The organism is Acinetobacter sp. SH024, from assembly GCF_000163635.1.
GTDB lineage: Bacteria > Pseudomonadota > Gammaproteobacteria > Pseudomonadales > Moraxellaceae > Acinetobacter > Acinetobacter pittii.
In genome coordinates this window covers 1,375,409-1,400,850 of the sequence record NZ_GG753600.1, presented here as the reverse complement: position 1 = coordinate 1,400,850, position 25,442 = coordinate 1,375,409, and the positions used below count along the sequence as shown (strand labels likewise).

General features: G+C 37.8%; 24 protein-coding genes and 1 pseudogene. 14 read left to right on the top strand and 11 right to left on the bottom strand.

Annotated elements, in window-relative coordinates:
• Positions 1–54: 54 nt before the first annotated feature.
• From HMPREF0013_RS12415 to HMPREF0013_RS12405, 3 genes are all read right to left on the bottom strand, one after another.
• Positions 55–849 carry a substrate-binding domain-containing protein gene (locus HMPREF0013_RS12415; protein WP_005803317.1) on the bottom strand — a complete coding sequence of 265 codons (795 nt, stop codon included), beginning with the start codon at positions 847–849 and terminating at the stop codon, positions 55–57.
• Positions 850–940: 91 nt separating this feature from the next.
• Positions 941–2,251: an MFS transporter gene (locus HMPREF0013_RS12410; RefSeq protein WP_019767947.1), complete on the bottom strand. Its 1,311-nt coding sequence runs from the start codon at positions 2,249–2,251 to the stop codon at positions 941–943.
• 277 nt (positions 2,252–2,528) lie between these two features.
• Positions 2,529–3,458, bottom strand: coding sequence for a LysR family transcriptional regulator (locus tag HMPREF0013_RS12405; protein WP_005803313.1), 930 nt, complete (start codon positions 3,456–3,458; stop codon positions 2,529–2,531).
• A 793-nt stretch (positions 3,459–4,251) separates the two neighbouring features.
• On the opposite strand from HMPREF0013_RS12405, the pseudogene HMPREF0013_RS12400 reads away from it, so the two are divergent.
• The 6 genes and pseudogenes from HMPREF0013_RS12400 (at position 4,252) to HMPREF0013_RS12375 (ending at position 11,360) form a co-directional block, all read left to right on the top strand.
• Positions 4,252–5,303: pseudogene (locus tag HMPREF0013_RS12400) on the top strand (Bug family tripartite tricarboxylate transporter substrate binding protein).
• Positions 5,304–5,357: 54 nt separating this feature from the next.
• Positions 5,358–5,804 carry a tripartite tricarboxylate transporter TctB family protein gene (locus HMPREF0013_RS12395; RefSeq protein WP_005803309.1) on the top strand — a complete coding sequence of 149 codons (447 nt, stop codon included), beginning with the start codon at positions 5,358–5,360 and terminating at the stop codon, positions 5,802–5,804.
• A 12-nt stretch (positions 5,805–5,816) separates the two neighbouring features.
• Positions 5,817–7,316 (top strand): tripartite tricarboxylate transporter permease, encoded by a 1,500-nt coding sequence (locus HMPREF0013_RS12390; RefSeq protein WP_005803307.1) that lies wholly within the window; start codon positions 5,817–5,819, stop codon positions 7,314–7,316.
• Positions 7,317–7,365: 49 nt separating this feature from the next.
• A complete protein-coding gene (locus HMPREF0013_RS12385) occupies positions 7,366–8,412 on the top strand; it encodes an AbrB family transcriptional regulator (protein WP_005803305.1) in 1,047 nt (348 codons plus the stop codon).
• 161 nt (positions 8,413–8,573) lie between these two features.
• On the top strand, positions 8,574–9,959 hold the full coding sequence (locus tag HMPREF0013_RS12380; RefSeq protein ID WP_005803303.1) for an outer membrane protein transport protein: 1,386 nt from the start codon (positions 8,574–8,576) through the stop codon (positions 9,957–9,959).
• A gap of 33 nt (positions 9,960–9,992) precedes the next feature.
• Positions 9,993–11,360, top strand: a complete 1,368-nt coding sequence (locus tag HMPREF0013_RS12375) for an amidohydrolase (protein ID WP_019767946.1) — start codon at positions 9,993–9,995, stop codon at positions 11,358–11,360.
• Between the two features lie 56 nt (positions 11,361–11,416).
• On the opposite strand, the gene HMPREF0013_RS12370 is transcribed toward HMPREF0013_RS12375, so the two are convergent.
• Entirely contained in the window at positions 11,417–12,424 is a 1,008-nt protein-coding gene (locus tag HMPREF0013_RS12370; RefSeq protein ID WP_005803299.1) for an AraC family transcriptional regulator, read from the bottom strand.
• Between the two features lie 215 nt (positions 12,425–12,639).
• Between HMPREF0013_RS12370 and HMPREF0013_RS12365 the strand changes: the two genes are divergently transcribed.
• The gene (locus HMPREF0013_RS12365) at positions 12,640–13,665 is read left to right on the top strand and encodes a fatty acid desaturase (protein ID WP_079377704.1); all 1,026 of its coding nucleotides are present in this window, start codon (positions 12,640–12,642) and stop codon (positions 13,663–13,665) included.
• Between the two features lie 101 nt (positions 13,666–13,766).
• Here HMPREF0013_RS12365 and HMPREF0013_RS12360 read toward each other — a convergent pair whose 3' ends face one another.
• Positions 13,767–14,375, bottom strand: a complete 609-nt coding sequence (locus HMPREF0013_RS12360; protein ID WP_005803295.1) for a LysE family translocator — start codon at positions 14,373–14,375, stop codon at positions 13,767–13,769.
• A gap of 255 nt (positions 14,376–14,630) precedes the next feature.
• Between HMPREF0013_RS12360 and HMPREF0013_RS0105340 the strand changes: the two genes are divergently transcribed.
• The 4 genes from HMPREF0013_RS0105340 (at position 14,631) to HMPREF0013_RS12345 (ending at position 18,599) form a co-directional block, all read left to right on the top strand.
• Entirely contained in the window at positions 14,631–15,503 is an 873-nt protein-coding gene (locus HMPREF0013_RS0105340) for a LysR family transcriptional regulator (protein ID WP_017402932.1), read from the top strand.
• A gap of 367 nt (positions 15,504–15,870) precedes the next feature.
• Positions 15,871–16,857, top strand: coding sequence for a DUF1852 domain-containing protein (locus HMPREF0013_RS12355; protein ID WP_000031350.1), 987 nt, complete (start codon positions 15,871–15,873; stop codon positions 16,855–16,857).
• 21 nt (positions 16,858–16,878) lie between these two features.
• Positions 16,879–17,922, top strand: a complete 1,044-nt coding sequence (locus HMPREF0013_RS12350) for a methionine synthase (RefSeq protein ID WP_005803291.1) — start codon at positions 16,879–16,881, stop codon at positions 17,920–17,922.
• A gap of 185 nt (positions 17,923–18,107) precedes the next feature.
• The gene (locus HMPREF0013_RS12345; RefSeq protein WP_000249487.1) at positions 18,108–18,599 is read left to right on the top strand and encodes a flavin reductase; all 492 of its coding nucleotides are present in this window, start codon (positions 18,108–18,110) and stop codon (positions 18,597–18,599) included.
• A 53-nt stretch (positions 18,600–18,652) separates the two neighbouring features.
• Here the strand turns inward: HMPREF0013_RS12345 and HMPREF0013_RS25475 are convergent, their stop codons facing one another.
• Complete coding sequence (locus HMPREF0013_RS25475; protein ID WP_005803288.1) at positions 18,653–19,069, bottom strand: NF045616 family extracytoplasmic (lipo)protein; 417 nt, start codon at positions 19,067–19,069, stop codon at positions 18,653–18,655.
• A 693-nt stretch (positions 19,070–19,762) separates the two neighbouring features.
• On the opposite strand from HMPREF0013_RS25475, the gene HMPREF0013_RS12335 reads away from it, so the two are divergent.
• The gene (locus tag HMPREF0013_RS12335) at positions 19,763–20,314 is read left to right on the top strand and encodes a TetR/AcrR family transcriptional regulator (protein WP_019767943.1); all 552 of its coding nucleotides are present in this window, start codon (positions 19,763–19,765) and stop codon (positions 20,312–20,314) included.
• On the opposite strand, the gene HMPREF0013_RS12330 is transcribed toward HMPREF0013_RS12335, so the two are convergent.
• Both HMPREF0013_RS12330 and HMPREF0013_RS12325 read right to left on the bottom strand, forming a co-directional pair.
• Positions 20,311–21,606, bottom strand: a complete 1,296-nt coding sequence (locus HMPREF0013_RS12330; protein ID WP_005075179.1) for an ImmA/IrrE family metallo-endopeptidase — start codon at positions 21,604–21,606, stop codon at positions 20,311–20,313. The two genes, HMPREF0013_RS12335 and HMPREF0013_RS12330, sit on opposite strands and share 4 nt — an antisense overlap.
• Positions 21,607–21,707: 101 nt before the next feature.
• Positions 21,708–22,013, bottom strand: a complete 306-nt coding sequence (locus tag HMPREF0013_RS12325; protein ID WP_068558335.1) for a darcynin family protein — start codon at positions 22,011–22,013, stop codon at positions 21,708–21,710.
• 372 nt (positions 22,014–22,385) lie between these two features.
• On the opposite strand from HMPREF0013_RS12325, the gene HMPREF0013_RS12320 reads away from it, so the two are divergent.
• Positions 22,386–22,988 (top strand): YtxH domain-containing protein, encoded by a 603-nt coding sequence (locus HMPREF0013_RS12320; protein WP_005803283.1) that lies wholly within the window; start codon positions 22,386–22,388, stop codon positions 22,986–22,988.
• 176 nt (positions 22,989–23,164) lie between these two features.
• Here HMPREF0013_RS12320 and HMPREF0013_RS12315 read toward each other — a convergent pair whose 3' ends face one another.
• Entirely contained in the window at positions 23,165–23,494 is a 330-nt protein-coding gene (locus HMPREF0013_RS12315) for a darcynin family protein (RefSeq protein ID WP_005803282.1), read from the bottom strand.
• A gap of 121 nt (positions 23,495–23,615) precedes the next feature.
• On the opposite strand from HMPREF0013_RS12315, the gene HMPREF0013_RS12310 reads away from it, so the two are divergent.
• Positions 23,616–24,215 carry a TetR/AcrR family transcriptional regulator gene (locus HMPREF0013_RS12310; RefSeq protein WP_005803281.1) on the top strand — a complete coding sequence of 200 codons (600 nt, stop codon included), beginning with the start codon at positions 23,616–23,618 and terminating at the stop codon, positions 24,213–24,215.
• Between the two features lie 313 nt (positions 24,216–24,528).
• On the opposite strand, the gene HMPREF0013_RS12305 is transcribed toward HMPREF0013_RS12310, so the two are convergent.
• Positions 24,529–25,191 carry a hypothetical protein gene (locus HMPREF0013_RS12305; protein ID WP_005803280.1) on the bottom strand — a complete coding sequence of 221 codons (663 nt, stop codon included), beginning with the start codon at positions 25,189–25,191 and terminating at the stop codon, positions 24,529–24,531.
• A partial coding sequence (locus HMPREF0013_RS12300) for an IS30 family transposase (protein WP_000452158.1) occupies positions 25,188–25,442 on the bottom strand: 255 nt, incomplete at its 5' end. The genes HMPREF0013_RS12300 and HMPREF0013_RS12305, both read right to left, overlap by 4 nt.

Genomic DNA, 25,442 nt, shown 5'->3' with positions numbered 1-25,442 from the left:
AACCACTAAAAGAGAAAAGGCAACATCACCTCAAGATGTTGCCTTTTAGAGCTTTTATTCTTTAACCTGCTCAAGACCCTGTTCTTCAATAATTTGGGTGGCTTGTGGCGATTTCACAAATTTAATTAACTCTTTTGCGACTTTTGCATGTTCCGAGTTTTTACCAATGCCCGCCGCAAACACGGTGACTTTTTGATAAGGTGCAGGAATTGGACCAACTAATTCAACTTGACCATATTTGCCAGTAAAAGGTTTGATTTCACTAATTTGCTGGAAACCAATATCAAACTGGCCTTCGGCGATACGTTTTGCAACACGGTCACCAACTACTTTTTCTGCCTTACTCGAAATTACTTTGTACTCGACAGGCGGGAAGCTTGGAAAAACATCTTTTTCAAGATGCGTACCGCTCGCACTTGCTGAATAGCCGATGTGTTTGGCATTTAATAAAACTTTTTCAAATTTTTCTGCAGAACTAATATCTGGCTTTGGTGCACCTTTAGGCACAGCCATGCCGATGCTTGAATTTACTAAAGGACTTTGTGAATTTGGGTCTACATAACCCTTTTCTGCGAGCTTGCTCAGTTCAGGTGCAGCCAAGACCACCACGTCAAAACGTTCACCACGGTCAAGACGGTTTGGAATTGCAGTCGGTGATGCACCCATTGATGAACCAGACGAGAGATGCACGGTATGGCCTGTTTGTTTTTCAAATAATGGAATGAGTTTTTCCATAGATGAATAAAAACCACCTGAGCTAATTACTTCTATAGTATCTGCGTTAGCAAGAGTTGAGCCTAAGCCAGCACTAGCTAGGCAAATGGTCATGAAGATAGGGGACTTTTTCATAGTATCTCGCTTTAATGACAGGAGAACACAGTACGGAGATTTAAGATCTGCCGTACTGTTCATTAAAATTTCAGGTTAAGTAGTAGTTGTTTTAAGCGCTAATTTTTGCAGGTTCAGCAATCGCGTCAGTATTTTTCTGTTTAGAACCGCGGCATAGATACAAGCTTGAGATGAGGCTACAGACCGCAGCAAGCATGAGCCAGAAAGCAGGGGTACTTGGGTTGCCTGTGTTTTCGACAAGGAAGGTACAAGCCATTGGTGTCATACCACCAAAAATAGCGGCTGCAAGGCTGAATGCTAGAGAGAAACCAACTGTACGTACACGTTTCGGCATCACTTCTGCAAGCGTTGCGACCATGGTTCCGTTGTACATACCAAAGAAGAACGAGAAGTAAGCAAGCGTAATTAGAAGGTTTGAGAAGCTAATGTTGCTCACTAACCAACTTAAAACCGGATAACTTGTAAAGAGAGCAAGTGTGGTAATGCCGACTAGAACTGGGCGGCGACCAATTTTGTCTGAAAGCAAACCACCCATTGGTAACCAGAAGAAATTAGACAAACCAACAAACACTGTTGCTAAAAGGCTATCTGTTACTGACATTTCTAAAGTACGTTTTGCATACACTGTGGTGTAAACCGTAATAAAGTAGAAAGTGGTCGTCGTCATGGCACTCATCATCATACCTGCAAGTACGATGCGCCAGTTGCTTGCCAGTGTGCTAAAAATTTCTTTTGTTGAAGGATGAGTCTTTTGCGATTTAAAGTCTTCAGTTTCCTCTAACGTACGACGGAACAAGAAGATTAAAGGAATAATCAAACAACCGATTAAGAACGGAATGCGCCAGCCCCATTCACCCACTTGAGCCGTAGTTAAGATGGTGTTGAGCCAGTAGCCAAGTAATGCGGCAAACACAACAGCAACTTGTTGGCTGCCAGACTGCCAGCTTGTGATAAATCCGCGATTTTTATCCGTTGCAATCTCTGCTAAATAAATAGAAACACCGCCAGATTCAACACCTGCCGAGAAGCCTTGTAATAGACGTCCAATCACCACCAAAATCGGCGCAATAATACCTATGGTTTCATAACCTGGTACAAAGGTAATTAAGATGGTTCCGATGGCCATAAGACTTAAAGTAACAATGAGACCTTTACGTCGACCAACTCTGTCGACATAAGCGCCCAAGAAAATAGCGCCGAGAGGACGCATAAGAAAGCCCGCAGCAAACACGGTAAATGTCATCATTAAAGAGACATATTCATTTTCAGAGTGGAAAAATTTTGCCGCGATATAAGTGGCATAGAAACCAAAAAGAAAAAAGTCGTACTGCTCTAAAAAGTTGCCACTCGTTACATTTAATATTTTTTTAAAAGTAGACCTACGGTTATTCACGACATCCATTGGAGACCTCCTTGGCCTGACAAAATGGAAACATTCACGATTTTCGAGGCTGGACCTAAATTGATTCAATCAATAAATCTAAAGAGCAAATAGGTTAGAGATGAGATTTAGCGAGGTCCTTTGCAGAAAATGTGATGCCTTGTTTCCAGTTCAAACTACACATCTGTATTTCGATAAGCAGAAAACCACTTATCATTCGGACGAAAATGTAATCTCAAAAAGCAAGAGGGAGTGAGAGGGCAAAATTAATTAGGTATTTAATAAAATTAATGACTCTTTATAAAATAATTTCAGAACATGGCCAAATCTGGTTTTGAATCAAATCTTTCACACAAGCCTTAATGGCTGACTTTGCAGCAAGTGCAGCAGGTGATAATTCTTCTTCGGCAAGGCTTACCAAGTAATTGATTCGTTCAACTTCAGGGTCTACTAACTTGAGTAATTGAAGCTTATGTTTGTACTCTTGCAGACAAGCGCTACCTGGGCGGACGCTGGCAAGGTCGAGGTGAATTAGACTGTCCATGAGTAAGTGTAGGCCATCAATTTCATAGACGACATTAAGCTGACCAATCTTGTGCTCAAGCAACTTTCTTAAACTATGGCGCTGGCGTGGTAATACTAAAGGAAGGTCTCCAATTTGTTGAGACTGAATCACACCACTTTTGATGCATTCGGCAAGGCCATATTCTTCTAGCACTTCCTTGCGTGCCATTAAATACATTTGCTCGCGTACCAAGGGTTGAATCGACCACTGTTTATCAATTTCATTGGTAAAAATAATCGCGATATCGAGCTGACGCGAGTTAATAGACTGAATTAGATTGCCCGATAGCGTTTCCACAATCTCTAAACGAATATCTGGGTAACGTTCAGACATTAGTTTCATTAAAGGGATACCAATCAAAGCAGTAATCGTCGGTGGAAAGCCAAGGCTGACATGCCCAGACAGTCGTGCAGAATGAGCAGCATCTACCGCGAAGTTTACTTGACGTAAAATAAGTTGAGAATGTTTTAAAAAGGCGAGACCTGCGGGAGTAGGAGTGACACCAAAGGCATTACGCTGTAATAGGCGAATGCTTAGCTCTTGTTCTAATTTACTAATTTGCTGGCTAATAGCAGAAGCACCCACATCAAGTTTTTGGGCAGCTTTACCAATACTGCCCGCTTCAACCACAGTCAAAAAATACTTTATTTGTTTGATTTCCATAATAAATGTGTTCGCTCATCATCCTTGATTTAATTTATACAGATATGAAGGATTGGGAAATCTATCATGCGCTTTAATATTAACAGCAATCCATAAAAAAGATCTTTAATTTGATATTCTAAAAACAATAAAACGATCTTTTTCAACTTTAATATTAAAATTTATTCTCTAACTTTTATTTATTATTACGATAAATTTACCGCTAGATTTTCAGTCTTTCACATTCCCTATTCTTAGAATTTTAACCTATTTAATTTTACTAATGCCCCCTTTAATTTATTGGTATCACGATGTTTTCTTGATCTGTGCTTTAATCTTTTCAAATGAAAAAAGGAGCACATTAAATGCATGATGCATTAGAAAATATGATGGATTTTCAAATTATGAAGAAGAGTAACTGATTCAATAACTATTGGAAAAATATATGAGTATTTAGCTCATTTGATCAGAAGGGAAAATTGGGTAAATAGGTTTATTTATTTAAATATTAACGTTACCCATAGCATGGATATGCAAAAGACAACTCAATAGATTACGTTTTTACTATCTTGTTGTTATTCATCAGTATTATTTAACCGAAGCATTTTTAGATATTTTTGCAAAGGTTTTAATTCTCATTATAGATCTGGTGATTGTCCTAACTTTCCCTCTCCTTAGCTATTCCTTTCAGTCGATTGATTCGTAATTTTTATAGTAACGCTGCATTTCTGAAATTCGCTGTAAAAAAGCGCATTTCAAAACATAAGACTAAAACTAAAAACCGATAAGCATGATCGTGCCAAGGAGGTCGATTATGGAGATTGGTAAAAATCAAAATATGAATAGAGCAAACGTTATAAGGATGTATGTAACATGAAAAATTTAACTTTACTCGCATTAACATGCGTCAGTGTGACAATGGCTGGGTGTGGCTCAGGAAATGCTTCTAAAGAGGCGGGTCAGCCAAAACGTCCGGAATGTATAGCCCCGGCTAAGCCGGGTGGCGGGTTTGATATGACCTGTAAATTAATCCAATCTGGCTTTAAACAAACAGACCAGCTCAAAGATCCAATACGCGTAACCTATATGCCGGGTGGGGTAGGTGCCGTAGCCTATAACAAAATCGTTAACAGTGACCCTGCGAATAATAATGCCGTGGTTGCATTTTCCACTGGTTCACTCTTGAACTTAGCACAAGGAAAATTCGGACACTTCACTGAAAAAGATGTGAAATGGTTGTCTGGCGTCGCCGTCGATTATGGTCTGGTTTCGGTACATAAAGACTCACCATTGAAAAACCTTGATGACTTGATGAAAGCACTCAGAGAAAACCCAAAAGCACTTAGTTTTGGTGGTGCCGGAAGTGTGGGCGGTCAAGACTGGATGCAAACAGCAATGTTGGCAAAAAAAGCAGGCATTAGTCCTTCCGATTTAAGATTTGTTGCACTTGAAGGTGGTGGGGAAGTGCTGACTTCATTACTTGGTCAGCATATTCAAGTTGGGGTCGGCAATATTAGTGAAGTCAGTTCATACCTAGAGTCTGGTGATATTCGGGTTTTGGCAGTTTTTGCTAACAAGCGGTTAGACGGAAAGTTCTCAAAATTACCTACTGCAAAAGAGCAAGGCTATGACATTGAGTGGCCGGTGATCCGTGGTTTCTATATGGGGCCAAAGGTCAGTGATGAAGCTTATGGTTGGTGGAAAAATGCCTTCGATAAAATGATGGCTAACCAGAAATTTGACGCAGTCCGTGAAAATCAGGATCTACTCCCATTTCAGCTGACAGGTGAAGAACTCAAAGCTTATGTTTATAAACAGACCGCGGAAATGCGGCAGTTATCGCAAGAATATAAATTATCACAATAACAAATCGGCTGGGTTGAGAAGCTATTTTTCAGCTCAGTTTTTTTCTGAGGATAGATGATGAAATCTGAACGGATTCTTACCGCCATTATTACGGTTTGTGGGTTATTTTTGTTGATTTATGCGAGCAATTTTGAAGCCCCAATTTCCTACGATCCAGTGGGTCCTAAAGCTTTTCCTATTTTATTAATGGGCTTAATTACAGCGAGTGCAGCGTATCTCACTATTCGACCGGCCATTATGTTTGAACCCGTTGAGTTGGGGTGGACAAAACATCTAGTCGTTAAGTTAGCGTTATGTGCGGTGGCTTTAACGCTATACGCATTAGTTTTTGAATGGCTAGGTTTTATTGTTGCAACCCTGTTGATGACCATTGCAGTGGGCAAACTTTTCCATGGCAAAACCATACCGGTTTTGGTGACAGGTTTGGTACTTAGCATGAGTACCTACTATATGTTTGACCGTTTCTTGGATGTGCCATTACCACTTGGATTTTTTGGTTAAGGATGACCCGATATGGATGTATTAAGTTTTTTAATGATGGGGTTTGAGGTTGCTTTGCAACCGCAGAATCTTTTAATTGCTTTGATTGGCGCATTTATTGGAACGATTGTTGGCTTATTACCGGGTTTAGGTCCAATTAATGGGGTGGCAATTTTATTGCCGTTTGCTTACGCCTTGGGTTTACCTGTAGATAGTGCCTTGATTTTATTGGCAGCAGTTTATTTGGGCTGTGAATATGGCGGACGTATTTCAGCGATTCTGTTAAACGTACCCGGAGATGCTGGAGCCATTATGACTACTTTAGATGGTTATCCATTGGCACAGCAAGGAAAGGCAGGAATTGCATTGTCTTTGTCATCGGTTAGTTCCTTTGTTGGGAGTACGGTCGCCTTTATTGGGATTGTGTTGTTTGCTCCTATATTGGCGAAATGGGCAATTGCGTTTGGTCCCGCTGAATATTTTGCTCTGATGGTTTTTGCCATTGTTTGTTTAACTGGTCTGGTCAGTACGCAGCCTTTTAAAACTTTAATTATGGCACTCATGGGCCTAGCACTTTCAACTGTGGGAATGGATACAATTACAGGTGTATATCGCTTTACCTTTAACAGTGTGGGTTTAAGTGACGGTATTGCTTTTACTACTTTGGTTATTGGCCTATTTAGTGTAAGCGAAATCCTATTAATGCTCGAACGCACGACAATTGGTCAAGTTGCCTTAAAACAAGGAAAGCGTTCTCTTTTTAATCTTAAAGAGTTCTTTTTCTCGTTGGTTGCTATTATCCGCAGTTCAGTGATTGGTTTCTTCTTGGGTATTCTTCCAGGAGCAGGTGCAACCGTTGCAAGTGCGATGGCCTATACCACTGAACGAAAAATGGCAAAAGATAGTAGCAAGTTTGGTAAAGGTGACTTACGTGGGCTTGCTGCACCAGAAAGTGCGAATAACGCAGCCGCTTGTGGTTCATTTGTACCTATGTTGACACTAGGTGTGCCGGGCTCGGGGACGACTGCGGTCATGATGGGCGCATTGCTTATGTACAACATCGCACCAGGTCCGCAGTTATTTGTTCAGCAACCTGTATTGGTGTGGTCGCTGATTGCATCGCTTATGGTGGGTAATATCATTCTGTTGGTATTAAACTTGCCATTGGTAGGCTTCTTTGCCCGCATGCTGAGTATTCCTAATTACATTCTGATCCCGATCATCGCAAGTGTGAGTTTTGTTGGTGTGTATGCTATTCATAGCAATATCTTTGACTTGCTGTTATGTATGGGCTTAGGTGTATGTGGATATATTCTCAGAAAATTTGATTTTCCCTTAGCTCCACTGATTCTTGGTTTTGTACTTGGCGAATTAATGGAATCGAATCTGCGCCGTGCACTTTCAATTTCTCAAGGGGAACTTGATGTCTTATGGAGCAGTAACATTAGTATAGGACTTTGGATCATGTCAGGATTATTATTGATCTTGCCAATCGCTCGTAAATACTTGTTTATCAAAAAGCAACAAGCTTAATAGGACAGCAATAATAGTCAGCATTGGTTGGCTATTATTGCTCTGAATTATGGAAAAAATAAGCTCAAATCTCAAAGGATTAGCAATTGCTCTGGTCGGAGCTTTAATTGCCAAATATTTGCATATTCCCTTGCCTTGGTTGCTTGGACCTTTATTGACGGCTTTATTGTTCGGTAGTGTTGGTCATTCACTTGCCTGTGATCCCCAGTGGCGACGCATAGGGCAGGTCATTATTGGTATGGCTTTAGGCCTATACTTTTCACCAGCTTTGGTACAGGCAGTGGCAGCATATTGGGGCTTTATCCTCATAGGTTTGGCATGGTCACTTGTGTTGGGTACATTACTGGCTGGATTGCAATATCGAGTTAATGCCTTGGATTGGGCAACTGCATGGTTTTCTTCTGCGATTGGTAGCGCCAGTGAAATGGTGAATATTGCAGAACGATATCAAGCTCAAGTCGATAAAGTCGTTGCTGCCCATAGTTTGAGAATTGTGATTTTGGTTGTGCTGGTTCCAATTTTTATGGAGCTTTATTTTCATGTCGAATGGACTGGTTTAAAGATACCAGTATCGGATCAATTTAGCTTTTTTCAGGTTGTGTTGCTGTTTTGTCTGGCTCTGTTTGTGGGTAAGGTCTTTCAATTTTTTAATCTTTTGAATGCTTGGATTTTGGGGCCACTTGCCATTATTGGGTTATTGTCATTTTGTGGAATACTTCAGATGAAATTGCCTGAATGGTTTACTGCCTTTGGTCAAGTCTGTATTGGCTGGTCATTAGGCAGCAAATTTCCATTTAGCTTTTTAAGGAAAAATAAAAAATTTATTGGAATCACACTGATATTCAATTTACTGGCTTTAGCGTTATCGATCAGTGTTGCTTTATTACTGGTTAATTTAAGTCATACAGAAAAACAAATCTTGATTTTAGGCCTTTCACCCGGAGGCATCGCAGAAATGTCACTGATGGCTAAAGCTCTTGGACTCGCAGTACCCATCGTCGTTTCCTTTCAACTCTCAAGATTAATTTTCGTAATTCTCACTACACGCTTTTTTTATCAATACAGTCTGCAATTGTTTTTTAAATCTAAAAAGTAAGACCCTTTTTAATATAAAAATTTTGTTCTGCTTACCGCTACACAAACCATAACTTTTCAATATGGCATCTACGATCAAATCATTGGCGTTTGGAGCTAAGCAGAAGCATTCAAATCTACATAAAGTGAGGAATCAAAATAAAAAATATCCAGGATGGATCCATGAGTTTTGTTGTGAATAAAAAAATATTGATCTTAGGAATAACTTCAATTTGCACAAGCACCTTACATGCGGCTGCATTTGATAAAACAGGGCAGTCTGTAGCGGCATTTTTACAACCGGGTAACTATTTTGAAGCAAGTTTAGGAATCACAGATGCCGATTTAAGTGGTGTAGAGTCGGGTACAAACCCGTCACATCATTCAATTTCAGATATAGCCAACACCGATTATCGACCTACCGCAGCTTTAAAACTACAGTTAGCACCGCAGTATTCATTTGGCTTGCTTTACGATCAACCATTTGGTGCCGACACAGAATATTCAGGCCTAAATGGCTTTGTCGCAACGCCAAAAGACACGGTTATGTTACCCGGCATTACAACAGCAGGACTTGCCAATGCTACTTCTGGTCAGGCTCCTACAGGAAATGCAAAATCAGAATTTGATATACAAAATTTAAGCTTTATTTTGGGATATCAACCCACAAAAAACTGGAATCTTTATGCGGGGCCAGTCTATCAAACCTTTAAAAGTCAGGTTGAATTAAGGGGTAATGTATTTAGTCTTTACAACGGCTATGACTTTCACACCAAAACTGTAGGTGACTTGGGATGGTTAGCAGGGCTTGCCTACCAGATTCCAGAAAAAGCTGTGAAAGTCTCATTAACCTACCGTTCAGCCATTACTCACAAACTAAACGCGACTGAAAATGCCCCACTCATTGAGATGTTAAGCACTCAACAAGGTCGTGATTTAGTTAATCAGCATCTAGACTACATGATTTCTATTGGTCAGATGACTCCACAAAAGAAAGCTTACTTAAACCAGATTATTGCCAATTTGCCAGAACAAGAAGATACAGGTACAACAAAATTTAAATCTCCTGATTCAGTGAATTTAGAGTTCCAGACCGGACTTCGTCAGGGAACGTTACTGTTTGGTGGTTTACGCTGGGTAAATTGGAGTGATCTTGCTTTGCAACCTTATCGCTTTGGTGAGATCTCAAAAGTTGTTGGCGTACTATCAACGCCAAGCCGTCCAGAAGGTTTTAATTTGGTTCGTTATTATGACGACCAATGGTCTTTAAATTTGGGGGTTGGACAACGCTTTTCACCTAAATGGTTAGGCTCTGTGTCGGTTGGATGGGACTCGGGAGCAGGTGATAAAGTCTCAACGGGTGGCCCAAGCAAGGGATATTACAACTTGGGCGTGGGTGCTCAATATAGCCCGACATCGCAATACTTTATTTCTGGTGGTATTAAATATTTTTGGTTAGGCGATGCAAAAGCTCAGCTTGGCGCACAGGCGGGTAGTGACTATTATGTAGGTGAGTTTAAGGATAACCACTCAGTCAGCTATGGCTTAAAAATTGGATATAAATTTTAAAATTAAATCAGTCATTTATAAGGTTTTAATTACATGAATAAAATGATCAAAAACGGTATATTTTTAGGTTTGTCGACTTTCATTGCAGGTTATGGAACTCTCCTTCATGCTGAAGCAAGTCCAACAACTTTGCCGGCGGTTTCGCAAAAAGCGTTAACCATTATTGATAGGCAAACAGAATGGTTAAGCAAGGTCTATAAAGACATTCATGAACACCCTGAACTTGGGTTTATGGAAACGCGTACTTCAGCAATTGTTGCCAAAGAGCTTAAGTCACTAGGTTTTGACGTTAAAACGGGAATAGCCAAAACAGGCGTGGTCGGCATTTTAAAAAATGGTGAAGGGCCAACAGTCATGTACCGTGCCGATATGGATGCCAACACTGTTGAAGAAGCGACTGGTTTACCATACGCGAGTAAAGTGCGTGTAAAACTTGATGATGGAACTGAAACACCTGTAGCACATATGTGCGGTCATGATGCACATGTGACATGGATGCTCAGCATGGCAAAAACATTAGTCGCTTTAAAAAAGGAATGGAGCGGAACTATTATTTTAGTCGCGCAACCTGCAGAAGAGCCGATCACAGGTGCAAAAGCTATGGTGACCGATGGCTTATGGACAAAATATAACTTGCCAAAACCTGATTATTTCTTTGCAGTGCATACCACACCTGCACCTGTGGGCGTGGTCATCAATGCACCGGGGCCACGTATGGCGGGAACCGATCAGCTTGATGTTTTATTTAAAGGTGTGGGTGGGCATGGTTCACTACCAATGCTCACCAAAAACCCAATTAGCATGGCGGCCAATGCAGTAAATCAATATCAAACTATTATGGGTAATGCAGTTGATCCGCAACAAGCGGCAGTATTATCGATAGGTTCAATTCAGGCTGGAAATTCGAATAACGTGATTCCTTCTACAGCATTGGTCAAAATGAACTTGCGCTGGTTTGATCCTAAAGTACGCGAAACCATGTTAAATAACATTAAGTCTATGAGTGAAGGTGCGGCCCAAATGCAGGGGATGGGTAAAGACCAAATGCCGACCTTTACTTTTAAAGGTTCAAGCACACCAGTAATTAATAATAAAGAATTTTCGGCACGTTTAAATGGGCCTTTAAAGGCACTATTGGGCGATAAACATGTTCTAACTGAGTATCCCGCGGTTATGGGATCAGAAGATGTTCATCATTTGTTAGGCGACCAAAAAGACATTCCTTTTAACTTTATGTTTATTGGTGTGGCAGACCCAGTTGTGTTTGCAAATGCAGTCAAGCAAGGCAAACCTGTGCCTTATATTCCACATAGTCCAAACTACATTGTTGACTTAAAAGCTTTACCAGTGGGAGCTAAAGTCACTACAGTTTCGATGCTAGAACTGCTTACTAAAAAGTAAGTTACTCATAAAAAAGATGCACTCACATGCATCTTTTTTATCTAAGTTTTCAAAAGTTAAGAGCAAGCCAAATATTTTTCTCGATAATGGATAGGTGATAAATCGGTCCAGCGGCGAAACGCACGGGTAAAACTACTGACATCGGTAAAGCCAAGAATATAAGCAATCTCAGTAATATTATGGTTTGAGTTTTTAATATAAGATAAGGCGAGTTCATGCCTAGTCTGATCCAGTAATTCACTATAAGAGGTGTTTTCGGCAGAAAGTTTGCGTTGCAGACTCCGTATGCTTAAGCCAAGACTTTTCGCAACGTCTTGTTGTTGAAAATCACCTGTAGATAATTTTTCGATTAATTTTACTTTCACACGTGCCAGTATATTTTCTTTATCGAACCGTGCCAGATAACGATTAATAATTTCATCATATTCTTGGGTAAGAGTAGGATTTGCACCTTCTAGTGGTTGTTCTATGGTTGCTGTATCAAACACAATCATATCTTTGGGTGCATTAAAAACAATCGGAGCTTTTAAAATACTCTGAAAAGTTTCTAAATCTTCAGGTTCTGAACGTCTAAGTTCAATGCGTAATGGCGAAAAAACAGAGCCTTGTAAAGCACGACTTGAACGAATAAAAACGGAAATAAATGCATCTATTGATTCGGGCTGAACTTCGTCGGGAACATGAATAACGAAATAATGGCTATTTCCTTGCCCATAAAACTCTAGCTCTGGAATATCTGTAACCACACGAAAATAACGAATAATTCTTAGAAACATCTCTTTTAGGGTGGTGCTGGTAATCAGTGAATGCCCTAACACATGAAAAGTATTTTGATTGACTTGGCTGGCAACTTTAAGGCCAAAACATGAATCTTGAGTTTTATGAACTGCTAATTTCCATAAATTTGCTGTTTGTTTTAATGAATATCGTGCATCAGGATTACTCAGAGCCTGAATATCTAAACCTGCTTTTTCTAATAAAGGCTGACTATCAACACCGGCTTTTTCAAGCGCTTTTTGAATCGCTTTTACCCAGCTAGCCAGTGCCGTTGCTGTCTGTGGCATGTTATGTCCTATAACTTGTGACTCATATTCCTGTGAACAGTATAAAAGATTCAAAACTAAAAAATCTTTTGTTTATTTTGAATCTTTTTATTTTGGCATCCATAGCCAATAAATTGGCGTTTCGAGCTAAGCACACTTAGGGTGATCTAAATAAAGTAGGGGCATGAAAAACTGAGGAATAACGGATGACCTATATTTATAAAAATCCTGCCGGAATGACCGATAGCGAAAAAACCGAACATATTAAAAAAGTAGTAACAGCAGAAGGCGTGGCTTTACGCAAATGCCATCCTATTTTGAACCATCAAAATGCCATTGGGGCGATGATTCTATTTATATCTTTGGTCAGCATGATAGCGACTGCCGTGCTCTATATAAATCATCAACTTTCAGCTTGGTTTGCAATTCCAATTATTGCTTTTTTTGCATCGCTCACCCATGAGTTAGAGCATGACCTGATTCACTGGATGTATTTTAGAAAGAAACCATGGGCACATCATTTAATGATGGGCTTAGTCTGGTTAGCTCGACCAAGTACCATTAACCCGTGGAAACGTCGTGAGCTGCATTTTAACCATCATAAAAACTCAGGCACCGAAGTTGATTTAGAAGAAAGAGCTTTAACCAATGGAGAGCAGTGGAGCATACGTCGACTCATCGCGATTGGTGATAACGGCTTGGCTGTCTTGTTCCGTATTATTTCTGCAAGCAATTGGACGGTTAGAAAAGTCATTTTTAAACGTGCATTTATGGCTTATTTTCCGCTAGGGATTATTCACTGGTCGCTGTGGTATATCTTTTTAGGTTTTCATACAGTTGATGCTGTTGCAGGTTGGGCGGATGCACCAATTGCTTGGTCAGCTACCACTTTAAATATCATGCATGTAGTTAATATTTTGACTGTTGTTTGGGTTGCGCCGAATGTGCTGCGTACCTTCTGCTTGCACTTTGTGACTAGCAATATGCATTACTACGGTGATGTTGAATTGGGTAATGTCATTCAACAAACTCAAGTATTAACGCCGTGGTGGATGATACCGTTCCAATTGTTTTGCTTTAACTTTGGTTCAACACATGCTATCCATCATTTTGTGGTGAAAGAACCATTCTACATTCGCCAAATGACGGCACCAGTTGCCCATAAAGTCATGCGTGATATGGGAGTGCGGTTTAACGATGTCGGAACCTTTAAAAGAGCAAACCGTTGGAACGTAAATGATTTATCAGAATCAAAAAGTTAAAACATAGCTTTTTATCTCACTCAAATGGACTGAGTTCTGTACGAAGCACTCAGTCCATTAACCATAATTTCACTATAGAGTTTCTTAAAAATTAAACGGCTCTACTGAAACTTAGTAAAAAGTAAAATCACGCCTAAGACACATAAAATTGAACCAATCACCTTATTAATTTGCACCTGCTTGGCTAACATTTTTTGCCTCAATAGCATGGATGAAAACAGCACAGCTACTAGTGAGAACCATACAAAATGGGCAAAAGACATAAAAAGGCCATAAGCTATAAGAACGCTTTCAGGTGTAGTTAAACTCACAATTTGCGTATAGGTACTAATTACAAATAGTGTGGTTTTAGGGTTGAGGGCATTGGTAAAAAAGCCGTATTTTATGGCTTGAAAACTGCCTATAGCGTTTAAAGCAACAGCGTCTAAAACAGGTTTTTGCGTAAAGGTTTTATAGCCAATATAGATCAGGTAAAGTGCACCAATGTACTTAACAATATTCAAAATTTGCGGCGTATAAGTCATTACAAAGGCAACGGCAACTAATGTGTAGGTCACATGCACCAACACGCCAAGTGATATTCCCAGTGAAGTGAACACACCTATTTTTCTACCGTACAGATAACTGTTTTTAGTCACAATCGCGAAGTCAGCGCCGGGGCTAACCACCGCCAAAATCGTAATAAGAATAACCGCAATAAACTCTGCCATTATCTTGCACTCTCACTGAAAACGAGGTAATTCATCTGTACTTTTTGGAATGTATTTGAGAGGTGAACTGTTTTGCTTAAAGCAGTTATTTTTTCCACGTAATAAGCTCTATCTATACGCCTGTGAAGATAGATATCGATATTCAATATGTTTTTCATCATCTAAAATGGGGTTTAATAAAGATGATTTTTATTTTGAACAGAAATCTAAAAATAAAAATCGATAAAAACGACTATATATCTATGAGTTTTTGGAATGATTGAAAGAATATCGCTGAATTCACTAAAATTTTTCTATTTTGTGGCGAAGTATGGCAGTGTGACTTTAGCTGCAAAGAAATTATTTGTGACGCAAAGTGCGGTCAGTAAACAGATTTATAATTTGGAAGAAGCTTTAAATACGACTTTATTCGATCGTAAAAATAAAACACTTGTGATGACCGAGCAGGGCGAAATTTTATTGAGTTGTTGCCATCAAGTTTTTGGTCAACTCGATGAATGTTTAATAGAACTCAGCCAGCCTAAAACTCACAACAAGCAACTGGTCTTGTCGTGTGAACCGACGCTTTCCATGAAATGGCTCATTCCTCGGTTATCAAAATTTAAAAAGCTCGGTCATGATTTTGAGGTTGTGTTACTTACCGCAGGTGGCGTGGTCGATTTTGAAAAAGATAATATTGATATCGCAATTCGCAGAAATGACTTTGATTGGGGAGAGCATATTTATAGCGAAAAGATTGCTGATGAATATATCGCTCTAGTTCAAGCAATCAAGCCATCGGAAACAAACGACTTACTCATTTCGACCTCTAGACCGAATTTTTTCAAAAGCATGAGTCGCATTGCTGAGTTAAAGCAAAATTTGAAAGGCTACACCAAAGTTGAACTCGAACATTTTTATCTATGTTTAGAAGGTTGTTTGGCAGGACTTGGCGCAACTGTGATCTCAATTTACATGATTGAAAAAGAGCTTGAATGGAACTTACTGAAAAGAATTTCACCTGTTGTGCAAGATAATTCAGCCTATTTTTTACTTTCTCATAGCGCTTTTGAGGAAGATTCACGTAAAACCATATTTTTAGAATGGCTAAAAGCAGAGATGAATGAGAGTCAGCACACATTACTTTAGTTTGATTCTTTTTAACTTAATTAATTGTTTATAAGTATTTGAAAAAATAATGAATATTTAAAATAATTAAGGTGCCGTGTGAGCGCTGTATATTGAATTTCTGCTGTCTAAAATTTCCTAAGATGAAAAATATTTAACTTCATACTTATTTGTTAAACCCTAAACATGAATTTCACTCAGTTTATAATGAGACTAAATCATTTTTATTCATGTTCTGATTGCGGTATAAATCTATTCATGCTCTGAAGCGCTCCAGTAATTCACTTTGATAAGACCATAAGGCACAAATCTGACAAGTCTGGAAAGTTTAAAAAGAGCAAAAAGTTTTTATTTAGGTTTTATCTCAGAAATTAGGGTACTGATCACAATGAGTAAAGAATTTACATTTACGATTAAGAGTATTTGTTTCGATGAGAACTATCGTCCAGCAGACAATACACGTATTACAACCAACTTTGCTAACTTGGCAAGAGGGATGAGCCGCGAAGAAAATTTGCGCAATACATTGCAGATGATCGACAATCGTTTCAATGCCTTAGCTCATTGGGACAACCCTAAAGGCGACCGCTATGGCGTTGAACTTGAAATCATTTCAGTTGAAATGAATATTGATGCCGAAAATCGTACCAGCGGGCTTCCTTTAATCGAAATATTGAAAACCAATATTGTTGATAAGAAAACCAATGAACGCATCGAAGGTATTGTGGGCAACAACTTCTCGTCTTATGTACGTGACTATGACTTTAGTGTGCTGTTGTTAGATCACAACAAGAACAAGTCTACGTTTAGCACGCCAGAAAAGTTTGGTGAGTTGCACGGTAACTTGTTTAAGAGCTTTATTAACTCTGAGACTTATAAAGCCAACTTTAAAAAGGCGCCTGTGATTTGCTTAAGCGTTTCGACGACTAAAGAGTATCACCGTACTGAAAACGAACATCCAGTTTTAGGTGTTGAATACAAGCAAGAAGACTATTCACTCACTGATGAATATTTCCAAAAAATGGGCTTAAAAGTTCGCTACTTTATGCCGCCAAATAGCGTTGCGCCGTTAGCGTTCTATTTTACAGGCGATTTGTTGAGTGATTACACCAACCTTGAGTTGATTAGTACCATTAGTACGATGGAAACATTCCAAAAGATTTACCGTCCTGAAATTTATAACGCAAATTCAGTGGCTGGAAAATCTTATCAACCAAGCTTGAAGCACGAAGATTATTCACTTACTCGAATTGTGTATGACCGTGAAGAACGTAGCCGTTTGGCTATTGAGCAGGGGAAGTTTGTTGAAGAGCAATTTATCAAACCATACCAAGCGATTCTTGAGCAGTGGTCTGCTAATTACGCTCCTAATTAATCAATATACGGGTCATTGATCATGAAAAAATTATTACCGACTTCAACTGCTGGCAGCTTACCAAAACCGTCTTGGCTTGCAGAACCTGAAAAGCTTTGGTCGCCTTGGAAACTTGAAAACGAAGGCTTAGCCGAAGGTAAAAAAGACGCGTTACGTTTGGCGTTGCACGAACAACAACTTGCTGGCATCGATATTGTGAGCGATGGCGAACAAACCCGCCAACACTTTGTGACCACGTTTATTGAACACTTAAATGGCGTAGATTTTGAGAAGCGCGAAACCGTTCGTATTCGTGATCGTTACGATGCAAGCGTACCGTCTGTGGTAGGTGCGGTGTCTCGTCAAAAGCCTGTGTTTGTTGAAGATGCAAAATTTTTACGTCAGCAAACCGATCAACCAATTAAGTGGGCATTACCTGGCCCAATGACCATGATTGATACGCTTTACGATGGCCACTACAAGAGCCGTGAAAAACTGGCTTGGGAATTTGCCAAAATCTTGAACCAAGAAGCACGTGAGTTAGAAGCTGCTGGTGTAGACATCATTCAGTTTGACGAACCTGCATTTAACGTATTCTTTGACGAAGTAAATGACTGGGGCATCGCGACTTTAGAGCGTGCAATTGAAGGTCTAAAATGTGAAACTGCGGTCCACATTTGCTACGGTTACGGCATTAAAGCCAACACTGACTGGAAAAAGACACTTGGTTCTGAATGGCGTCAATACGAAGAAGCTTTCCCGAAACTTCAAACGTCTAACATTGATATCATCTCGTTAGAATGTCACAACTCACATGTGCCTATCGATTTACTCGAACTCATTCGCGGTAAAAAAGTCATGGTCGGCGCAATTGATGTTGCATCTAACCAGATTGAAACACCAGAAGAAGTGGCTAACACACTACGTAAAGCGCTTCAGTTTGTAGATGCTGACAAGCTTTACCCTTGCACAAACTGCGGCATGGCACCTCTTTCTCGTGAAGTGGCACGTGGCAAGTTAAATGCTTTAAGTGCAGGTGCAGAAATCGTTCGCCGAGAACTGACTGGTTATGATCTTACTGCTTAATATTTACCAATAAGTGGTATAAAGGGTTACTTTTTTGATGGCAGTTGATAATCAAACAAGTAACCCTCATTTTACTTACTACATGTCGCTCTAATCAGATCGCATGTCGATAGTACCTTCCTGATGGAGTTGGGCGGTATAGCAAACACACAGGACAAGGTACGGTTCAATTTAGGAATAATGTCATGGTTCAAGCAACAGACTTTAGAAATGCAATGTCTTTACTCACAAGTGCAGTTAGTGTTGTGACCACGGCAGGCATGTCTGGCCGTTTTGGATTTACTGCCTCTGCTGTTTGTAGTGTGACTGACACACCGCCGACATTATTGGTGTGTATGAACCAATCTGCGAGTTCGCATGCACATTTCCTAGATAACAAAATCTTAACTGTGAATGTTTTAGGCGCGCATCACGAACATATTTCAAAAGCATTTTCATCTAAACTCACACCAGAAGAGCGCTTTAAACATGGCGCATGGATTGAGTTAGAAACGGGTTCACCTGTGTTAGATGATGCTTTGGTAAGTTTCGATTGTGAGATTGAGCAAATTCAACAAGTCGGTACACACACAATTTTTATATGTCCGATTGTAGCGATTAAACAAAGCCAACATGACCAAAGTTTGGTTTATTTTAACCGTGCTTATCACCAAGTGGGGCAGACCGAGATTGTCTAATCCCACCTGTTTTGTTGTTTCTGAAAGGATGAAATGAGGACCTAGGAACAAGCCTATTTACAAGTTGTTTCACCGGGTTCAGGCTCTCGAATTTCTAGCTTATTGTTATGTTCTACTACACAAATACGTGTATCGAAAGTTTTGTATGTATCCAAAGTAATGTCATAAACCACATTCTTTTCAAATTCTTTTAAAGGAATTTTTACACAATCCTTTTCTTCTATTGGTAACGGACCGCTTGGGTAAAACTTCTCATAAGAACTTGAATATGCGTTTCTATTGTCGATTTTCCCCATATAAATCAAAAAACTATTATCAACAGGATAAGTGGTTTTTGGAGGTTTATTGGTAAAGGCACATACATAATCTTGATGTAGTGTAACCTCTAATGGAAGAGGGCCTTGGCTACAACCATTCAATAAACACCCAGTTGTTAATATTAAAATGGACTTTGAAGATAGTCTTATCATTTATGTTCTCGTAAAGTTCTAAAAAATATTCAAAATCAAAAAGTAAAATTTATGAGGTTTAGCTTACCGTATCTGACTCTTTTTAAAAAATGAATAAATACAATTAAATATAATATCTAAAATAATAATTAAGTTAATCTAATGAAAAACAATAAGATATTTAATCATTTGTCCTAAAAGCTACATTGACACTTCTAAACTCTCAGATTATGCTTTGCGTGCTGGCCACATTGCCAGTCGGTTTTAGCAGACCGTTCTTTGAGGACATTGAAAAAATTCATTTTTTTGATGTAGACCCACTCGTCTCCCTTTTTGTAGCGGTAGGACGGAAGGGGGACACCTTCGGGTGTGCTGGGTTCTCGAAGCCAGTCTGCTAACCCTCTTTCGTTCTGCCACCATAATTCCAAATGAATGCTTTGGCAGAACTCCCAAAATCAGGAGTTGGCTATGCACATCCATCATTTTTTGGCCCTCAGTGCCAAAAGCTATAACGACACAGCTTAAAAATTTACAGCAGCTTGAACGCCATAAGGTTTTCAGGCTTTAAGTCATTTTTACTTAAAACTTAGCAACAACAAAACTTGAGATGTGCCAAGCACCGTCTTACGGCTTTGCTGTGCCTTTTTTTCTCCCAGAAAGGGCACAGGCTTTTTATCTCATTTAGAAACAACAAGAATTTATAAAGGTAAAACGATGCCAACTTTAGAAAGATCTTCCAAAAAATTACAGGTTGTTCAAACTGCCATCCAACTCTTTACCACGCATGGATTCCATAATGCAGGCGTAGACCTGATTATCAAAAAATCCAAAATTCAAAAAGCCACGTTTTATAACTACTTTCACTCAAAAGAACGGCTTGTTGAAATGTGCCTAATCTTTCAAAAAAGCCGACTTAAAGAAGAAGTTCTGGCAATTGTCTACTCACATCGCTACCCAACCGCAGCCGATAAACTTAAAGAAATTGTTCGTTTACATGTCGATGTAAATAGCCTTTACCATCTTTTGTTTAAAGCTATTTTTGAATTAAAACTGCTTTATCCACGGGCTTACCGCATGGCAGTTGAATATCGAAAATGGCTACTAAAAGAAATTTTTGATTTGGTCTTTAGTTTAGAAACCAACAAACTCAAACCCGATGCCAACATGGTTTTAAACTTAATTGATGGCTTGATGTTACAAGTTTTAAGCTCTAACAGTTTGAATGAACGGGATGTGGTGTTGGAGAGGTTTTGGGGGAGGGCTTAGAACCGATCTATATATGACTTCTTTACCTTATTGGTAGAAGTAGGTTGAAAAGCAAATTGAGCTAAACCTAATTCTGTTAGTCTAATTTTCATTGTTTCTTGGGAAACGTTAAAAATTTCAGTCAAAGGTAAAATGATTCTTCTATAATTTTCAAAGTTACATGGTTGTGAGTCAATGTAGAGTGGTGAGAATCCTCTATTTCTGATGCCATAATGTTGTAAATAATAGTTTAAAGTTGCTTTTAACCGATTTTCAGGCAGTAGTAAGCAACCTGCAAAATAATTTGCTTGAAATTCTAGTCGATCAATATTTTGGGTAATTTCTATATCTACAGAGTGAGATTCCATAGCTGGTGAAAAGTTCTCTGAAATTATATATTTGCTATGGTTAAGAAAAATATGTGCTATTTCATGTGCTTTTGCAAAATTAATCTGATGTTGAGAAAAGAAGGTAGTTCCCAAAATAGTAATAGTTTTTAATTTAGTTTCTAGCTTACCAATAATATTGGGGTGTTCGGGAGTATCAATCTCAATAAGTTTATAACCTAGAGTATTTATTATTTCATTTAAATCTATCTCATCGTTTTTATAAAATTTATCAAATAAGTTTTCTGCAAGGATGCTTAACTCTTTTTTAGATTTATAAGGGATAGTTTTAGAGTATGAATTTACACGGTGTTGTGTGAAGAATTCTTTTGGAGATACATCTTTCTGCAAAGAAAGGAAATCATAAATTAAATCTTTTGGAATGCTTGTAAAGCGTAGGGGTGTTTGAATAAAGATATTCGTAGCAGAAATATCTTGGAAATTTTCTGAAGTGAGTGCATTACTTATGATTTCATCATTATTCTTTATTCTATTAATTGTTCTATTAAAGATAACTTCATGATTATCATTAGTGGTGATTTTCCATAGTCCTATATTTCTATTTTTTGCAATTTTTAATGCTCCTTTTTGGAAGCCATTTTTAGTAATGCAGATAGCCTTAGTATTATGCTTTCCGACTTGACTAACTTTGGTTGAAAATTCCTCAATATCATCAACAGGTACTTTTTTACCATAATCTTTACATTCAATAAGAATAACTAGAAATGGATCTTCTTGTTCAAAGAAGGAAACTTCAATAGCTACATCAAAGATAATGTAGCCCTCTCTATCCTTTGAATAGTACTTTTTCTGTTTGTAAATTTTAGCTTGATTAGGGTTAATGCCTAAGTAACCCTTTCTGAGTAGGATCGAGAAATAATCAAAAACAAAATTTTCAAAAGCGTCGCCTTTCTTTTTAGTATTCATATATGAAAAAAGAATTGAATTTTTTTAATCATATATAAAAATCAGTAGCTTGGCTATGTACTTAGAACAGCCTAAGACCTGATTAAGTGGAACCAAAACTTTTATAAAGAACTTCCATACTCCACATACCCATCTTCAATTGCAGGAATAATCTCTACAAACTCAAAGTAGGGCACTGTACAAAATGCAGAGTCTCGAATCGCATCAATCACAAAATAATAATCTTGCAAAGATGTCGTCTCAAACACAGCAATATCACTGGCTTTAGTGCTAAACGCTTCAACGTCATACCACCGAACTTTTACAGTCGGGTACATATCAAAAATAGGTTCAAGTTTCTGTGCACTAAACTCAGCCCGCTTTTCACGAGCTAAAGCCAACCAAGCAGGAAAAGCTCTTAAATGAATAAAAAAAGTATAGGTTCAGGGTATAATTTGAGGATATTTTAGAGGTGACAGTTCGCATTAAAACATTTATGAAATACTTCTGCTAACAATATTATTTAGATTATTTTAATATTTAAAATAATTAATTAAAATGTATTTTTTTTAAGCGCTTTTGTGATTTTTTTAAATAATTTTTAATTTTAATTTGATAATAATTTTATTGTTTTTTATTTGTAATTAGTGTGGAGTGAGATATTTAATTATAGATTTGCTATGTTAATCTATTTTATATTGTGATGAGAATTATTTTATACTAATCATAATGATAAAGTTTAAAAAATCTAATCATAATAAATATCTTACTAATTATTAAAAGTATTATAGGAATAATATATGACAAACTTCGTTAATGTTCTAAGTGAAATGAAAGAGCACTACCAAAATAATATTAATAATGGTGTGGCAATACCATATTATCCTAATTTGGTTGAAGATTCTTTAGGTTTAATGGAGGCAACGAATAAGTATCTGGTCGCTGATGATAGTGAATTAGCAGATAATTCTGTTCAAAGTAAATTGAATGATTTACAAAATCAAGCAAAGGATTTGTCTACAAATACTGCTTCAACTATCGAAGAAGAATTAAAAAAATCTGCTAAAGAGCTGAAAGACAGTGGTAATTCTGATAGTTCACAATCAAAATTTAAAGATAAACTGAATAAAATTAAAGAGGATGCTAAGAAGAAAGCAAATGATAATATTGAGAAGATTTTTGCAGAAGCAGAAAAGATTGGTAATACTTTTCCTGTAGCTCAAAACCTTATCATCGTTGCAGCACAAAAAATTAGTGATTTAATCAATGATTTATTTACTAGGTTGGTTGATTATATTGTTAAAATTGTTTCAGATATTATTGTATGGATAAAAGGTGCTTGGGATTCTATTGTTAGTACTTTCAATAATATTAAAACATGGATTTTAAATTGGTTTAAGTAAAATAGATTATTTGTAATAACACCATGACCCTGAAGTGGTAATGGTGTTGTTTTTTTGAATATTTTTTTATTTTTAGTAGATTTAATTTTATATGTTCTTACAAATTTTAAAAATTTATTGTAATTGTTTGAAATTGATATGTAATATCTGTTTTTAATTAATTAGACTAATAGAGTTTATAAAGAACTTTTATACTCCACATATTCATCTTCAATTGCTGGAATAATCTCTACAAACTCAAAGTAGGGCACTGTACAAAATTCAGAGGCTCGAATTGCATCAATCACAAAATAATAATCTTGCAAAGATGTCGTCTCAAACACAGCAATATCACTGGCTTTAGTGCTAAACGCTTCAACGTCATACCACCGAACCTTTACAGTCGGGTACTTCTCAAAAATAGGTTCAAGCTTTTGTGTATTAAACTCAGCCCGCTTTTCACGAGCTAAAACCAACCAAGCGGGCAAGGCTCTTAAATGAATAAAAAAAGTATAGGTTCTAGACATAACCACTCCATGACTGAGGCGAGTTGTAGCTCAACTGAAAAGACAGCATTTGCTTGTCATATCAATATGACTCAGTCAGTATATGAGTGATTACTCACATTAAATACTCGCATTTCGGCTCATGTCAGAAACCCTCCCAGACCCACGAAAACGCCCGCGTCAAGCACGCTCAGTGGCTACATTTGAAGCTATTTTAGAGGCGGCTGCTCGCATTTTGGAGTCTTTAGGCTTTGCTGGATTTAACACAAATGCTGTGGCTGAACTTGCTGGTGTAAGCATTGGTAGCCTATATCAGTACTTTCCATCTAAAGATGCTTTAATCGTTGAGTTAATTCGACGTGAGCGCGCCAAGCTTTCAACCCATATTGTTGAAGCCATACAGCAACACGATGCCGCAGACTTAAAAGATAAACTAAAACTCATCATCCAAACTGCTGTGCAACATCAATTGAGCCGTCCGCAATTGGCACGAACTCTAGAATTTGCTTCTGAACTCATTGGAAAAGACATTGAGGAAAGTGAGCATCAACACGAGCTTGAAACCATAATTTCTGATCTGTTTATACGTTCTGATATTTCACATGCACAGATAGCCGCACAAGATGTAATTGCCTTAAGTAAAGGAATGATTAACGCGGCAGGTATAGCAGGGGAAAGTAATTTAAATGATTTGCAGCAGCGAGTTGAAAGGGCTGTGTTTGGGTATTTGGATTTGAGCTAGCGGACATAAGCCATGGTTTCTGTTTGTCATGTGACACATAAGTTGTCATTTTCTATTTCAGTAATTCAAAAGTTTAGTAACTCTTACGATATATGAAGGATTTAGATTAGATATTGATCAGCTTTAGACTAAGAGAGATTACATGAAATTGGGGGGAGTTGATCAATAAGTAATCCTGAAAGATGACAAATCATTAAAAAAGCCCAAGTACTATGAGTTGGGCTTTTGTTAAAAAATAAAACTATGATTTATATCAGATAAAAAATTAAATTTCGCATAAGGCGTATTATGTTAATTTTAGAAATACTTACAACTAGATAGTCCCTGTTAAGACTTTACTTCCGATTTTAATAATTTCATTTTCCAATTCTGGAGAAAAATTTTTCTCAAAAATTATATCGAGATGAGGAATTTCAATTTTATCCTTATTAAAACAACAGTCTTTGAATAAAACCATTTCTTCTTGACACGGACATATAGCTCCCTCACTAAGGTGGTTAAATTCAGATCTATTCAACGTTATTTTCGATTTAAAAGGTTCCCATCCATCAAAAGGGTGCTGAAGCCTTTCAGAAACATAATCTACAATAGAATAGTCATAATCTATATGTGGTATACAAATTTTCTGCATTGGTGTTTTTACAATAGAGATTTCTTTAATTTCCTCAATTTCCCCCCCAATATGGAAACATAGCTCTCCATTATAAAGCATACCTTTTTTATGCTTACACCTATTCCGTGGCTTTACTACTTCCGAACAAATTGAGCATAAATAATATTTTACAGTAAACCCCATACTGAAAAATATTTTATACGGAAATAAGGATTGCCAATTTTCTATCATTTTTTTATAAAAGAAAACTTTATATATTTTAGAAAAGTTATCGTCAATATTTTTTTCTAAAAAAACTATATCTGTTTCCAATTCAGCTAATAAGGCCCAAGCATCTAAGTATTCTTTATTCGGCGAATTCAAACATGAGGTGCGACAGTTTCAAAAGCCATATGATAATCAACAAGCTGAGCAAATTTCTCTAATGGTGTAAGCCAATCTAACGCCTTTCTAGGACGAGTATTCAGTGACATGGCAACTTGATTTAAATAATGCTGATCTGCCTGATTTAAATCAATCCCTTTAGGTAAATATTGCCTAATTAAACCATTCATATTTTCGCATGTGCCTTTTTGCCAAGGTGAATGTGGGTCACAGAAATATACATCTATGCC

What these genes read in the sequence shown, in the direction of transcription:
- HMPREF0013_RS12360 (WP_005803295.1), bottom strand. Translation starts at nt 14,375, where the DNA reads ATGGCAGAGTTTATTGCGGTTATTCTTATTACGATTTTGGCGGTGGTT.
- HMPREF0013_RS12395 (WP_005803309.1), top strand. Translation starts at nt 5,358, where the DNA reads ATGATGAAATCTGAACGGATTCTTACCGCCATTATTACGGTTTGTGGG.
- HMPREF0013_RS12370 (WP_005803299.1), bottom strand. Translation starts at nt 12,424, where the DNA reads ATGCCACAGACAGCAACGGCACTGGCTAGCTGGGTAAAAGCGATTCAA.
- HMPREF0013_RS12390 (WP_005803307.1), top strand. Translation starts at nt 5,817, where the DNA reads ATGGATGTATTAAGTTTTTTAATGATGGGGTTTGAGGTTGCTTTGCAA.
- HMPREF0013_RS12405 (WP_005803313.1), bottom strand. Translation starts at nt 3,458, where the DNA reads ATGGAAATCAAACAAATAAAGTATTTTTTGACTGTGGTTGAAGCGGGC.
- HMPREF0013_RS12375 (WP_019767946.1), top strand. Translation starts at nt 9,993, where the DNA reads ATGAATAAAATGATCAAAAACGGTATATTTTTAGGTTTGTCGACTTTC.
- HMPREF0013_RS12355 (WP_000031350.1), top strand. Translation starts at nt 15,871, where the DNA reads ATGAGTAAAGAATTTACATTTACGATTAAGAGTATTTGTTTCGATGAG.
- HMPREF0013_RS12330 (WP_005075179.1), bottom strand. Translation starts at nt 21,606, where the DNA reads ATGAATACTAAAAAGAAAGGCGACGCTTTTGAAAATTTTGTTTTTGAT.
- HMPREF0013_RS12315 (WP_005803282.1), bottom strand. Translation starts at nt 23,494, where the DNA reads ATGTCTAGAACCTATACTTTTTTTATTCATTTAAGAGCCTTGCCCGCT.
- HMPREF0013_RS12335 (WP_019767943.1), top strand. Translation starts at nt 19,763, where the DNA reads ATGCCAACTTTAGAAAGATCTTCCAAAAAATTACAGGTTGTTCAAACT.
- HMPREF0013_RS12410 (WP_019767947.1), bottom strand. Translation starts at nt 2,251, where the DNA reads ATGGATGTCGTGAATAACCGTAGGTCTACTTTTAAAAAAATATTAAAT.
- HMPREF0013_RS12345 (WP_000249487.1), top strand. Translation starts at nt 18,108, where the DNA reads ATGGTTCAAGCAACAGACTTTAGAAATGCAATGTCTTTACTCACAAGT.
- HMPREF0013_RS12310 (WP_005803281.1), top strand. Translation starts at nt 23,616, where the DNA reads ATGTCAGAAACCCTCCCAGACCCACGAAAACGCCCGCGTCAAGCACGC.
- HMPREF0013_RS12350 (WP_005803291.1), top strand. Translation starts at nt 16,879, where the DNA reads ATGAAAAAATTATTACCGACTTCAACTGCTGGCAGCTTACCAAAACCG.
- HMPREF0013_RS12320 (WP_005803283.1), top strand. Translation starts at nt 22,386, where the DNA reads ATGACAAACTTCGTTAATGTTCTAAGTGAAATGAAAGAGCACTACCAA.
- HMPREF0013_RS12365 (WP_079377704.1), top strand. Translation starts at nt 12,640, where the DNA reads ATGACCGATAGCGAAAAAACCGAACATATTAAAAAAGTAGTAACAGCA.
- HMPREF0013_RS0105340 (WP_017402932.1), top strand. Translation starts at nt 14,631, where the DNA reads ATGATTGAAAGAATATCGCTGAATTCACTAAAATTTTTCTATTTTGTG.
- HMPREF0013_RS12380 (WP_005803303.1), top strand. Translation starts at nt 8,574, where the DNA reads ATGAGTTTTGTTGTGAATAAAAAAATATTGATCTTAGGAATAACTTCA.
- HMPREF0013_RS12385 (WP_005803305.1), top strand. Translation starts at nt 7,366, where the DNA reads ATGGAAAAAATAAGCTCAAATCTCAAAGGATTAGCAATTGCTCTGGTC.
- HMPREF0013_RS25475 (WP_005803288.1), bottom strand. Translation starts at nt 19,069, where the DNA reads ATGATAAGACTATCTTCAAAGTCCATTTTAATATTAACAACTGGGTGT.
- HMPREF0013_RS12415 (WP_005803317.1), bottom strand. Translation starts at nt 849, where the DNA reads ATGAAAAAGTCCCCTATCTTCATGACCATTTGCCTAGCTAGTGCTGGC.